This is a genomic window from Chromatiaceae bacterium, assembly GCA_016714645.1.
Classification (GTDB): domain Bacteria; phylum Pseudomonadota; class Gammaproteobacteria; order Chromatiales; family Chromatiaceae; genus M0108.
The window spans coordinates 548,152-560,599 of record JADKCI010000004.1 but is presented as its reverse complement, the minus strand read 5'-3'; the positions used below and the strand labels follow the sequence as shown (position 1 = coordinate 560,599).

General features: G+C 65.8%; 12 protein-coding genes and 1 pseudogene. 9 read left to right on the top strand and 4 right to left on the bottom strand.

Annotated elements, in window-relative coordinates:
• Positions 1-91: 91 nt before the first annotated feature.
• The 7 genes from IPN92_14490 to tsaA all read left to right on the top strand — a co-directional run bounded on the left by IPN92_14490 (position 92) and on the right by tsaA (position 6,223).
• The gene (locus IPN92_14490) at positions 92-1,060 is read left to right on the top strand and encodes an SLAC1 anion channel family protein (GenBank protein MBK8639412.1); all 969 of its coding nucleotides are present in this window, start codon (positions 92-94) and stop codon (positions 1,058-1,060) included.
• A gap of 92 nt (positions 1,061-1,152) precedes the next feature.
• Complete coding sequence (locus IPN92_14485; protein MBK8639411.1) at positions 1,153-1,569, top strand: hypothetical protein; 417 nt, start codon at positions 1,153-1,155, stop codon at positions 1,567-1,569.
• 194 nt (positions 1,570-1,763) lie between these two features.
• A complete protein-coding gene (locus IPN92_14480; protein MBK8639410.1) occupies positions 1,764-2,753 on the top strand; it encodes an adenosine kinase in 990 nt (329 codons plus the stop codon).
• Between the two features lie 211 nt (positions 2,754-2,964).
• Entirely contained in the window at positions 2,965-3,468 is a 504-nt protein-coding gene (locus IPN92_14475; protein ID MBK8639409.1) for an ATP-dependent zinc protease, read from the top strand.
• Complete coding sequence (rimK, locus tag IPN92_14470; protein ID MBK8639408.1) at positions 3,465-4,370, top strand: 30S ribosomal protein S6--L-glutamate ligase; 906 nt, start codon at positions 3,465-3,467, stop codon at positions 4,368-4,370. The genes IPN92_14475 and rimK overlap by 4 nt, the downstream gene beginning before the upstream one ends.
• Positions 4,367-5,428: a succinylglutamate desuccinylase/aspartoacylase family protein gene (locus IPN92_14465; protein MBK8639407.1), complete on the top strand. Its 1,062-nt coding sequence runs from the start codon at positions 4,367-4,369 to the stop codon at positions 5,426-5,428. The genes rimK and IPN92_14465 overlap by 4 nt, the downstream gene beginning before the upstream one ends.
• A gap of 54 nt (positions 5,429-5,482) precedes the next feature.
• Positions 5,483-6,223, top strand: coding sequence for a tRNA (N6-threonylcarbamoyladenosine(37)-N6)-methyltransferase TrmO (tsaA, locus tag IPN92_14460; protein MBK8639406.1), 741 nt, complete (start codon positions 5,483-5,485; stop codon positions 6,221-6,223).
• Positions 6,224-6,315: 92 nt separating this feature from the next.
• Here tsaA and IPN92_14455 read toward each other — a convergent pair whose 3' ends face one another.
• The gene (locus tag IPN92_14455; protein ID MBK8639405.1) at positions 6,316-6,975 is read right to left on the bottom strand and encodes a riboflavin synthase; all 660 of its coding nucleotides are present in this window, start codon (positions 6,973-6,975) and stop codon (positions 6,316-6,318) included.
• A 154-nt stretch (positions 6,976-7,129) separates the two neighbouring features.
• Here IPN92_14455 and IPN92_14450 point away from each other — a divergent pair, with 154 nt between their 5' ends.
• Positions 7,130-7,666, top strand: a complete 537-nt coding sequence (locus tag IPN92_14450) for a DUF1640 domain-containing protein (GenBank protein ID MBK8639404.1) — start codon at positions 7,130-7,132, stop codon at positions 7,664-7,666.
• A gap of 85 nt (positions 7,667-7,751) precedes the next feature.
• On the opposite strand, the gene ribD is transcribed toward IPN92_14450, so the two are convergent.
• Genes ribD through IPN92_14435 form a run of 3 tightly spaced genes read right to left on the bottom strand, consistent with a single transcriptional unit; the run spans position 7,752 to position 10,773 of the window.
• Positions 7,752-8,891, bottom strand: coding sequence for a bifunctional diaminohydroxyphosphoribosylaminopyrimidine deaminase/5-amino-6-(5-phosphoribosylamino)uracil reductase RibD (ribD, locus tag IPN92_14445; GenBank protein ID MBK8639403.1), 1,140 nt, complete (start codon positions 8,889-8,891; stop codon positions 7,752-7,754).
• Positions 8,892-8,941: 50 nt separating this feature from the next.
• Entirely contained in the window at positions 8,942-9,454 is a 513-nt protein-coding gene (gene nrdR, locus IPN92_14440; protein MBK8639402.1) for a transcriptional regulator NrdR, read from the bottom strand.
• 53 nt (positions 9,455-9,507) lie between these two features.
• Positions 9,508-10,773, bottom strand: a complete 1,266-nt coding sequence (locus IPN92_14435; protein ID MBK8639401.1) for a serine hydroxymethyltransferase — start codon at positions 10,771-10,773, stop codon at positions 9,508-9,510.
• A 397-nt stretch (positions 10,774-11,170) separates the two neighbouring features.
• On the opposite strand from IPN92_14435, the pseudogene IPN92_14430 reads away from it, so the two are divergent.
• A pseudogene (locus tag IPN92_14430) lies at positions 11,171-12,440 on the top strand (alpha-amylase).
• Positions 12,441-12,448: the final 8 nt, after the last annotated feature.

Sequence of the window (12,448 nt, the reverse complement as noted above, 5' to 3'; positions counted from 1 at the left end):
GATCAGGTCCAATTGACCCTTTTCAATGCCCCGGGGGCACCGATCTCCTAGTATAGCCTCCCCATCGCGACAGCCATCCCTCCGGAACAAGATGCCCAATCCCGCCCCCCTGCCCCGTTTGGCCTACTTTCCCGTCGCCTTCTTCTCCATAGTCATGGGGCTGGCCGGGCTCTCCATTGCCTGGCACAAGGCCGCGCAGGTGCTGGCGATCGGCCTGCCCATCGCCGCCATCCTGTTGGGGATCGCCACCCTTGCTTTCCTGGTCCTGGCGTCCCTCTATCTCACCAAGCTGATCCGCTACCGCGAGGCGGTCCTGAAGGAACTCGCCCATCCCATCCAACTCAATTTCTTCCCGACCATCGCTATGAGCCTGCTGCTGCTCGGCATCGCCACCCTGGAGCACTGGCCCGGCCTGGCGCTGGGCCTCTGGGTAATCGGCGCGACGTCGCAACTCCTGTTGACCCTCTATGTGCTGAATGTCTGGATTCACCATGAGCGATTCGAGGTCCACCACGTCAATCCCGCCTGGTTCATCCCGGTCGTCGGCAATGTCCTGGTACCCATCGCCGGCGCCCGCCTGGGATTCATCGAGACCTCCTGGTTTTTCCTATCCATCGGCCTCCTCTTCTGGGTGCTGCTCTTCGCCATCGTGCTCCAGCGGTTCATCTTCCACCCCTCCCTGCCCGACCGGCTGATGCCGACCTTCTTCATCCTCATCGCCCCACCGGCGGTGGGCTTCATCGCCTACCTGCAATTGAGCGGCGGCCTGGATGCCCTGGCCCGCATCCTCTATTACGCGGGACTCTTCCTGACCTTGCTGCTGACGGTCCAGGCAGGGCGGTTTCTGCGCCTGGAATTCTTCCTGTCCTGGTGGGCCTACTCCTTCCCCCTCGCCGCCATGACCACCGCGACCTTCATCATGTACCAACTCACCCAAAACCTGGCCTTCGCCATCCTGGGCTGGGGGCTCTTGAGCCTGGTCAGTCTGGTGGTGGTCTATCTGCTCTATCGCACGGCCTGCGCCGTCCGGGAGGGCCAAATCTGCGTGCCGGCGCACTAGAGGGCCCTGGCGGAGCGTTTAAGCAGGATAGTGCCGGCCCCGCCGGGAGGCCCGGGAACCGTTCAATGACAATCATAGGGAGGAGGCCAGCCGTGAAGCAAACCCTGTCACAGGCGTCCTACAGCACCTTCAGTCTGGAGATCGAGCCCGGGGAGACCCGCTACCGCTCGGTGGATGACATCATTTCCTACTTCAGACACCGCATCGAGGAACACCGGACCGCCCGCTTCATCGCCGAATTTGACCACTATGCCCACACTCGCGCCCTGCCCGAGGGCCAGATCGGTGAGGAGATCCTGGCCGCCAAGCTCCTGATCTTCTGTTTCGGCATCAGCCTGCCGGACCCCGCCATGTTGGCCGTTCGCCCGCGTACCATTGGCGTGGCCCAGACGCGCAAGGGGTTTCTGATCACCTTCCTGGAGGCCCCCATGCCCGTGGCCAACGCCGCCATGGAGGACTGGGCCAAGGGCCTGTGCGACCCCATCAACCCGGGGATGCCTCCTGATTGACGATGCCGGCGAGCTTATCCCGCTTCGCGTAACAGCCAGGCTTAATCAGATCCGGGGCGATCCCGCAGACAGCCTCTCCCTCCTGCGGACCTGGGCAAGGTCCTGTCAATCCGGTAAATTCCGGCGATTCTTTCTTGCCGCCCCCCGGCAAGGCTACAATGACTTCCCCTTTTTCACCCGGCCTCGGACAGCGGATGGACAGATATCACGTTTACGGCATTGGCAACGCCCTGGTGGACATGGAATACGAGGTCGAACTCGAGGACCTCGAAACCCTGCGCCTCGACAAGGGGGTCATGACCCTGGTGGGCCAGGACCACCAGAGCGAAATCATGGCCCATCTGGCCGAGCGCCCCCACCAGAAGGGCTCCGGTGGCTCCGCCGCCAACTCCATCATCGCCGTCAGCCAACTCGGCGGAAACACCTTCTACTCCTGCAAGGTCGCCAACGACCCCCTCGGCCACTTCTACCTGGAGGACCTCATCGCCAACGGCGTCGCCACCAATCGTCATGGCGAACGCGAGGAGGGCGACACGGGCCGCTGCGTCGTGCTGGTCACCCCCGACTCGGACCGGACCATGCTGACCTACCTGGGCATCAGCGGTGAATTCACCGACCGCGAACTGGTCCCGGAGGCCATCCTCAACGCCGACTACTACTATACGGAAGGCTATCTGGTCACCTCGGAGGGTGCCCGCGCCGCCGCCATCCGTGGCCGGGAGATCGCCCAGGCCGCCGGGGTCAAGACCGCCATTTCCCTCTCCGATCCCAACATGGTCACCCACTTCCAGCCCGGCCTGATGGCCATAATCGGCCCCGGGGTGGACCTGGTCTTCGCCAACGAGGCGGAGGCCAAAGGCATGGCCAAGACCAGCGACCTGCACTCGGCCATCGCTTACCTCAAGACTATTGGCCAGGCGTTCGCCCTCACCCTCGGTCCTCGGGGCGCACTGCTCTTTGACGGCCAAGAGTTGATCGAGATCGCCCCTGTAAAAACCCAGGCCCTGGACACGGTGGGGGCCGGCGACATGTTTGCGGGCGCCTGCCTCTACGCCCTCACCCAGGGCTGGGATCATCGCGGCGCCGGTCATCTGGCCGCCGCCGCCGCCGCCCGCCTGGTCTCCAGCTATGGCCCTCGCCTGCCCGCGGCGGAGACCCAGGCCATCCTGAAGGGCTTTAGGTGAATCCAGGCCAGCCGGGCACCACCCAAACCAGGGGGTCTCTGGCCTCGGGGGACCCAGTAACCAAGCAAATACTGGCGCCAGCGTCCCACATGTCCTAGGATCACCTTCCCTCGGGTTGGCATGACTCAGCCCGAACCCCGATCCCGCTGGCCGTGCCCCCACGCGGCCCTCCCTCCTCCACCCCCCAAGGCCCCGATCACGCCAGAATCCCATGTTCAGTATCCATGCCCCCCCGGAAAAGACTCTCGCCGGCTGGCGAGAGTGGCTCGCGCTGCCGGCGCTGGGCATACCCGCCATCAAGGCCAAACTGGACACGGGGGCGCGGACCTCGGCCCTGCATGCCTTCTTCACCGAGACTTACCGGGAACATAATAAAAGCCTGATCCGCTTTGGAGTCCGCCCCCTGCAACGGCGCCAGCGACTGACGGTGATCTGCACCGCCGAGATCCTGGATCAGCGCCTGGTGAGCGATTCCGGTGGTCACCGGGAGACCCGCTGGGTCATCGCCACGCCCGCGCGGCTCGGCGAGGATGAATGGACCCTGGAACTGACCCTCACGGACCGGGATTCCATGCTCTTTCGCATGCTGTTGGGACGCAGCGCCATGAGTGGGCGACTGCGGGTGGACCCCCAGGCCTCTTACCTCTTGGGTCGCAAGCCAAATCTAAGACGCCTTTACCCCCCCTTGGTCACAGGTGAACCTACGCAGAGATGAAAATCGCCATCCTATCGCGCAATCCCCGCCTCTACTCGACCCGGCGGCTGGTGGAGGCCGCCACCCAGCGCGGCCACGAGGCCCGCGTCATCGACGTGCTGCGCTGCTATATGAACATCGCCTCGCACCGGCCCAGCATCCACTTAAAGGGCGAGGAACTGGGCCGCTATGACGCCGTCATCCCGCGCATCGGCGCCTCGGTGACCTTTTACGGCACCGCCGTGTTGCGCCAGTTCGAGATGCTGGACACCTATACCCTCAATGAATCCGTCGCCATCACCCGCGCCCGCGACAAGCTGCGCTCTCTGCAACTCCTGTCCCGCAAGGGCATCGGCCTGCCGGTAACCGGCTTCGCCCACGCCCCGGATGATGTCCAGGATCTCATCAAGATGCTAGGCGGGGCCCCCTTGGTCATCAAACTCCTGGAGGGCACCCAGGGCATCGGCGTGGTCCTGACAGAGACGCAACAGGCGGCGGAGAGCGTCATCGAGGCCTTCATGGGGCTCAAGGCCAACATCCTGGCCCAGGAATACATCCGTGAGGCCGGTGGTGCCGACATCCGCTGCTTCGTCATCGGCGACAAGGTGGTGGCGGCTATGAAGCGCCAAGCCAGACCCGGCGAGTTTCGCTCCAACCTCCATCGCGGCGGCTCCGCCAGCCTGATCCGCATCACTCCAGAGGAGCGCTCCACAGCGGTGCGCGCCGCCCGCATCCTGGGCCTGAACGTGGCCGGCGTGGACATACTGCGCGCCAACCACGGACCCGTGGTCATGGAGGTCAATTCTTCCCCCGGGCTGGAAGGCATCGAGGGCGCGACCGGCAAGGACATCGCCGGCACCATCATTAGTTTCATCGAACGTAACGCCTCGCTCGGACGGACGCGGACCCGGGGCCAGGGGTGAGTGCCAGACTCCAGATCGGTGGTGTCGATATTCCACCCAACAGCCAGCGCCTGGTGGAGCTGCGCCTGCCGCTGCTCTACACCCATACCCCGGTGGTGCTGTCGACTCAGGTCTTCCGCGGCCGGCGCGACGGCCCCTGCCTTTTCGTCTGCGCCGCCGTGCATGGGGACGAGATCAACGGGGTCGAGATCGTGCGCAGATTGCGCCAGGCACCGGCCCTCGCCCGCCTGCGTGGCACCCTGATCCTGGTGCCCGTGGTCAACGTCTATGGTTTTGTACGCCAGTCCCGTTACCTGCCGGACCGGCGCGACCTCAACCGCTGCTTTCCCGGCTCCGAGAAGGGCTCCCTGGCCGCCCGCCTGGCCAACGCCTTCCTGGAGGAGATCGTCGCCAAGGCCGACTTTGGCATCGACCTGCACACCGGCGCCGTGCATCGCGAGAATCTGCCCCAGATCCGCGCCAGTTTCGACGACAGCGGCCGGGTGGAAGGCCTGGCCAAGGCCTTTGGCAGCCCGGTCATCCTCAACGCTGACCTCCGGGACGGCTCCCTGCGCGAGGCCGCCGCCAACCTGGGGGTGCCCGTACTCGTCTATGAGGGTGGCGAGGCGCTGCGCTTCAGCGAACTGGCGATCGGCGCCGGCGTCCGCGGCGTCCTGGGGGTGCTGCGCGCCCTTGGGATGTTGGGCGGGGCCAAGCGGTCCCCGCGAGTCGGGCCGGGCCAGCCCGAACCCGTCATCGCCACCTCCAGTCAATGGGTGCGTGCCCCCCAGAGCGGCATCCTGCGCGTCCCCCGGCCCTTGGGAACCCGGGCCGAGAAGGGGGGCAATCTGGGCTGGATCGCCGACCCTTTGGGCGACAACGAGATAGCAGTGGAATCGCCCACCGCCGGCATCATCATCGGCAAGGTCAACCTGCCCCTGGTGAACGAGGGCGAGGCCCTCTACCACATCGCCCGCTTTGGCGAGCCCGACATGGCCGCCGAGGCCGTCGAGCGCTTCCAAAACGCCGTCGGCCCCGAATCCGATGCCATGCCCCTGCTGGAGCCTCCGCCTAATTGAGGCTGTCGCTCGGCTGGCACGCAACAGGCAACGCCACCTCCGCGCCCGCGATCCATGCCACCTGCCGTCATTTCTCCCACCCAAACCTATGCCTTAAGACCCATCGGCCTGGTCCGATCCTGTTACACCGGCAAGTTTGGCATCCCCCGTCAAGCGGGTCTGGTAACGGCGGCGGAGGCACGGTTGGAGCTGTTCGCGGAGTTTGCGCGGCCCGAGGCCTTTGCCGGCCTGACGGGCTTCAGTCATCTCTGGCTCATCTTCATCTTCCACGAGGCCCTCGCCGAGGGCTGGCGACCGACGGTGAGACCCCCCAAGCTAGGTGGCCGGCGCAAGGTCGGGGTCTTCGCCAGCCGCTCGCCGCACCGGCCCAACCCCATCGGCCTGTCCGCCGTCGAATTCCTCGGCCTCTCCCAGGACGAGGCGGGGATCGCCCTGCGCCTGGGAGGGGTGGATCTGCTGGACGGCACGCCCGTGCTGGACGTCAAACCCTATATCCCTTATGCCGACGCCCTGCCCCAGGCCAGTTCCGGCTTCGTCCCCGCGCCGCCCGATCTCGCCCGCGTCGTGACCTTCAGCCCCCAGGCCCAGGAGCAACTCCGCGCGCTGGACCCAGACGGCCAGCGCCGCCTGCCCGAACTCATCACCCAGATCCTGCGTCAGGACCCGCGCCCCGGCTATCTGGACCGCTATCCGGATCGTCAGGATTTTGCCATGCGGCTCTATGACCTGGAGGTGAAATGGCGCGAAACCGGCGGTCAGATACGGGTCACGGCCCTGGAACCCAGGGTGGACTGATTCAGTGGCGGCGCCGGGTCGGCCCCCTCCGAGTGCTGGGTGGTGGCTTTCCTCGCCGCGCCGGCCCCGGGTGATTCGCCTGCCCGGGCGCCTTAACGCAGAAAGCCGTGCTCGGCCAGAAAGGCGGGGGTAATGGCTGTGGTTTCGGGCAACGCGGCCCGGTCGCCCAGAACCAGCCGTTCCAGATAGCGGGCCACCAGGTCCACTTCCAGGTTGACCCGGGTCCCGGTCTGGTAGTCGCCGAACAGGGTCTCGGTCAGGGTGTGGGGGACGATGTTCAGCTCGAAGAGGGCCCCCTGGACGGCGTTGACCGTCAGGCTGGTGCCATCGACACAAATGGAGCCCTTCTGGGCGATGTAGCGCGCCAACCCCGCCGGGGCCTGAATCTGGAATCGCCAGGAGCGGCCATCCTGGCGCCGCTCCAGCACCTCGCCGACCCCATCGACATGACCGCTGACCAGGTGCCCCCCCAGGGGCGTGGCCAGGGTCAGGGCCTTTTCGAGGTTGACCCGACTGCCCGGCCGCAGCTCGCCGAGGGTGGTCAGGGACAGGGTTTCGCGGGAGACATCCGCCGCGAAGCGCGCCCCATCGAGAGCGACGGCCGTGAGACAGACCCCATTGACGGCGATGCTGTCCCCGAGCACCACCTCGCCCATGGGCAGTTTGCCGGTGGCTAGGGTCAGGCGGGCGTCCCCGCCCCGGGATTCGATGGAATGTACCGCGCCGCTGGCCTGGATGATGCCTGTAAACATACTCGTGAACTTGGATTGCCGATATGTGCCCGGAATCTTAGCGCTCCTACGGCCCAATCGCCAGCGCGCGGGGCTGGCGGTGCCCATGGTGATGCGCGCGGTCGGGCGGTATCATTGACAACCTAATCAGCCCTTCCCCGGAGGGACCAATCCCATGGGCACCGTCGTCGAACTCTATGAAGCCCTGGCCAGCGCGCCGGACGAAAGGGCACGGGCGCGCCTCATCGCCGAGGCCTTCGAGCGCCTTGAGGAGCGCTACCCGCACCTGCCGGACTTGGTGACCCAGCAAGACCTGCGCGAGACGGAACTGCGGCTCCTGAAAGAAATCGAGCAGTTGCGCGGCGAGGTCAAGACCGACATCGAGCAGTTGCGCGGCGAGGTCAAGACCGAGATTGAGCAGTTGCGCGGCGAGGTTAAGACCGACATCGAGCAGTTACGCGGCGATATCAGAGAGGTCGAGTTGCGGCTACAGAAAGAAATCGAGCAATTGCGCGGCGAGGTCAAGACCGACATCGAGCAGTTACGCGGTGATATCAGAGAGGTCGAGTTGCGGCTGCAGAAAGAGATCGCCCAAGTACGGGGGGACCTGACGCTCCAGATCGAGCGCAGCCGCAACAGCCTGTTGCTGTGGCTCATCCCGCTGATGTTCGCGCAAGTTGGGGCGATTGCGGCCCTGGTCAAACTCTTGTAGGCGCATGGCGGAACCCAAGCCGGCCGGGGGTTGCGCGAAGAACTCCCGGCCCTGGCCACCGCCGACATAACGGGTGGCGTAGATCTCACCCATCCCTACCGTGGGGCTGGGGTACGGAATCGCTAACCTTCAGGCCGGGGGGAATAGCGGTCACCCTCAGGTCCGGCCCGACCCTGCGGACATCCCGGATAACTAGCGGCAGACGATCCCGCATGAGTTCTAGGCCCTGCAGATGGCAGAGACCCCGACCGGCGTCGCCCATGAGGTGGGGGGCGAGATAGATCACCAGTTCATCGACGAGGCCCGCCTGGAGGGCGGCACCGGCCAGGGTGGCGCCGGCCTCGATCAGCACCTCGTTGATATCCTGGCGCGCGAGATAGCGCAGCAGGTATTCCAGATACACCCCGCCCGGCCCCGCCGGTGTCGCCAACACCTGGGCACCCGCGGCCTTCGTTTGGGCGGCATGGCTGGGCTCGGGGGCCAGGCAGGCGATAAGCGTGGTCCCCGGCAGACCCAGCATCCGCGCGGTCGGTGGCGTGCGCAGCCGGCTATCGACCACCACCCGGAGGGGCTGACGAACCGGACCATCCGGCTCGACGCCCGGCAGATCCCTGGCGGCCAGGCGCACGTTCAGGGAGGGATCGTCCGCCAGCACAGTCCCCACCCCGGTGAGAATGGCGGAACTCCGGGCGCGCAGGAACTGGGCATCCCGCCGCGCGGCCTCGGAAGTGATCCATTGACTCTCGCCGCTGGCCATGGCGGTGCGGCCGTCCAGGCTGGCGGCCAGCTTGCAGCGCACATAGGGCAATCCCTGCTCCATGCGCTTGATAAAGCCCGGATTGAGTTGTCGCGCCTCCTCTTCCATCAGCCCCACGACGACCGCGATGCCCTGGGCGCGCAGCCGCGCCAGGCCCGCGCCGGCGACCAGGGGGTTGGGGTCCCGCATGGCGGCCACCACCCGCGCCACCCCGGCATTGATCAGGCCATCGGTACAGGGCGGCGTCCTGCCATGGTGGCAGCAGGGCTCCAGGCTGACAAAGGCGGTCGCCCCCCGCGCCCGCTCCCCCGCCATGGCCAGGGCCAGGCGCTCGGCGTGCGGCCCGCCGGTCCGCTGGTGCCAGCCCTCGCCCACCACCTCGCCGTCCCGAACCAGGACACAGCCGACGCGGGGATTGGGCTCGGCGGTGTAGAGACCCAACACCGCCAGGCGGAGGGCGCGGGCCATGTGGACCCTGTCACCGATGGGATCGCTGAATGGATCGCTGAGGTGATCGTTCATGGCTTGGGGTCCAGGTTCGCCAGGAGGTCGAGCTGCTGGCGCTTCGCCTCGGGGCCCGGCTGACGTTCGAGGCGATCGATCTCATCGCGGAAGGCCCGCACATCCTCGAACTTGCGATAGACGGAGGCAAAGCGGACATAAGCGACCTGGTCCAGGTGGCGCAGTTCCTCCATGACCAGCTCACCGATCAGGCGCGCGGAGACCTCGCTCTCGCCACTGGAGATGAGCCGCCGGGTCAGGCGCGCCAGGGCGTCCTCGATCTCCCCGGTACTCACGGGCCGCTTTTCCAGGGCGCGCATCATGCCCGAGCGCACCTTACGGCCGTCAAAGGGCACCCGGGTGCCATCACGCTTGATGACCCGGGGCAGGTTCAACTCCGCCGATTCGTAGGTGGTGAAGCGATCCTTGCAGACCAGGCACTCGCGGCGGCGGCGCACCTGATCGCCGTCCCCGGAGAGTCGGGAATCGACGACCTTGGTGTCCTGGGCACCACAGAAGGGACAGCGCATCCGGATCCCGGGTCTGAGCTGGGTCTAGGACGGGGCCTGATCCGGGGCCGGGATCAGCCCGCCGCGTGCCGATAGACCGGGAAGCGGGCACAGAGGTCCAGCACCCGGGCCTTGACCTCGTCGATCCGGGCCTGCTCGCCCCGGGCGTCGATCAGGTCGCACATCCAGCCGGCGAGGGCCCGCGCCTCGGCCTCGCCACAACCGCGGGTCGTCAGGGCCGGCGTGCCGACGCGGATGCCACTGGTCACGAAGGGCGACTGAGGATCGTTGGGCACGGCATTCTTGTTGACCGTGATGTTGGCCGCGCCCAGCCAGGCATCGACCGCCTTACCGGTCAAGCCCTGGGCGATGAAGCTGACCAGGAAGAGGTGATCGTCGGTGCCACCGGAGACCACCTCGTAGCCCCGGTCGAGGAAAACCTGGGCCATGGCACGGGCATTGGCCAGCACCTGGCGCTGATAGTCCTTGAAGCCGGGCTCCATGGCCTCCTTGAAGGCGATCGCCTTAGCGGCGATGACATGCATCAGGGGCCCGCCCTGGGTGCCGGGGAAGACCAGGGAATTGAGCTTCTTCTCGATCTCGGGATTGGCCTTGGCCAGGATGAGGCCGCCGCGGGGACCGCGCAGCGTCTTGTGGGTAGTGGTCGTGGTCACGTCGGCGATCTGGACCGGGCTGGGGTAGAGGCCCGCCGCCACCAGACCCGCCACGTGGGCCATATCGACCAGCAGATAGGCGCCCACCGCGTCGGCAATGTCCCGGAAGCGCTGCCAGTCGATGATCCGTGAATAGGCGGAGAAACCCGCGACGATCATTTTGGGCCGGTGCTCCCGGGCCAGGCGCTCCACTTCGGCATAGTCGATCTCGCCCGTCGCCGGGTCGAGGCCGTACTGGAAGGCCTGGTAGAGCTTGCCGGAGAAGTTGGGCTTGGCGCCGTGGGTCAGATGGCCGCCATGGGCCAGGCTCATGCCCAGCACCACATCGCCCGGCTCGCACAGGGCCATATAGACGGCCGCGTTGGCCTGGGAACCCGAGTGCGGCTGCACATTGGCGAAGGCGGCGCCAAAGAGGGCCTTGGCGCGGTCGATGGCCAACTGCTCGGCGATATCGACGAATTCGCAGCCACCGTAATAGCGTTTGCCCGGATAACCCTCGGCATACTTATTGGTCAGGACGGAACCCTGGGCCTGCATCACCCGCGGGCTGGTGTAATTCTCGGAGGCGATCAGCTCGACATGCTCCTCCTGGCGGCGTTCCTCATTCTGGATCGCCGCCCAAAGCGCGTCGTCGTAACCCTCGATGTGCATGGACTGGTCAAACATGGGCTTGTCCTCAACCGCTGAAAATCACGGCATTCTATCTGCTTTGGCCCCCTTCGTGGGCGCTTTCCTACCCGGCCAGTATCACCGTCAAACTGGTGCAAACCGGGTAGCTATTCCTAACACATGAATTTTCGGTTTCCCGACCCTCCCGCCCCGCGCCCTCGGCCATCCCAGCCCCGGCGAAGCACAGCGGCATGTTGAATCTCATCCATCGGCTCTATGTAGGACCATGAGGGGCGATGCAGCACCATGCCTGGCTTGTCAGGATGACCGGGAACAGCTACAACTCGCTAGTCAGTATGCGAAGATGATGCTCACTGGCTGCCCATTGGCATGGCTCGTGGTTACCTAGGGCTCCCAGGACTGATGTCACCCGGACTCGACTTTTTGGATAAGCATGAAAATCTACAACCTCTTCCCCCTGCTGGCGGGACCATTCGCCAACTGGACGCCCCATCTGGAGCGCGCGGCGGCCATGGGCTTCGACTGGATCTTCATTAACCCGATCCAACCGCCCGGACGATCGGGTAGCCTCTATTCGATCAGCGACTATTTCGGGGTCAACCCGGCGCTGCTGGCCCCGGGCTCGCGCAAAAAGCCGGAGGCCCAGGTCAAGGATATGGTCAAGGAGGCCGATGGGTTGGGCCTGCGCCTCATGATCGACCTGGTCATCAACCATTGCGCCGTGGATTCACCTCTGACCCACAAGCACCCGGATTGGTTCAGGCAGGAGGGCGGGCGCATCGCCCATCCCTTTTGCCTGGAGGAGGATGGGCGCAAGGTGGTCTGGGAGGACCTGGCCCAGTTCGACCATAGCGGCTCGGGGGGCGGCAAGGACCTGCTGGAATACGCCATCAAGGTGGTCGAGCACCTGATCGGCCTGGGCTTCACCGGTTTCCGTTGCGACGCGGCCTATCAGATCCCGACGGATTTCTGGCGCAAGCTGATCAAGGATATCCGGCGCCAGCATCCCGGTGTGATCTTCGTGGCCGAGACCCTGGGCTGCTCGCCAGACCAGACCCGCCAGACGGCCTCGGCGGGTTTTGACGCCATCTTCAACAGCGCCAAGTGGTGGGACTTTTCCAGTCCCTGGCTGCTGGAGCAATACGAACTGACGCGCCAGATCGCCCCGTCCATCGGCTTCCCCGGAGAGCCATGACACAGAGCGCCTCTTCGCGGAGTCGGGGCACAATGTGAACGCCCTCAAGCAGCGTTACCTCTTCACGGCCCTCTTCTCTACCGGCGTCCTGATGCCCATGGGCTATGAGTTCGGCTTCCAGCGGCGGCTGCATGTGGTCAAGACCCGACCGGAGGATTGGGAGGCGCCGGGGGTGGATTTGACCGCCTTCATCGCCGCCGTCAATCGCATCAAGGCGGCCTACCCCGTCTTTCGCGAGGATGGGCTCATCCAGCGCCTGGAGTCCCGCAACCCGGCCGTCCTGCTGCTCTGGCAGGCCTCTCTCCGGGGCCAGGGCCAGGCCTTGCTGGTGGTGAACAAGGACCCCTGGAACCGTCAGCATTTCCATTGCGACGACCTCTACCGGCTGGTGCAGGCCCCACCGCCCCTCCTCGACGTCTCACCGGAGTGGGCCATGGACTTTCTGCCAACCCCCTTTGATTTCGAACTGGACCCCGGCATGGCGCGCGTCTTTGTCACCCGCGTCTGACCGGCCCC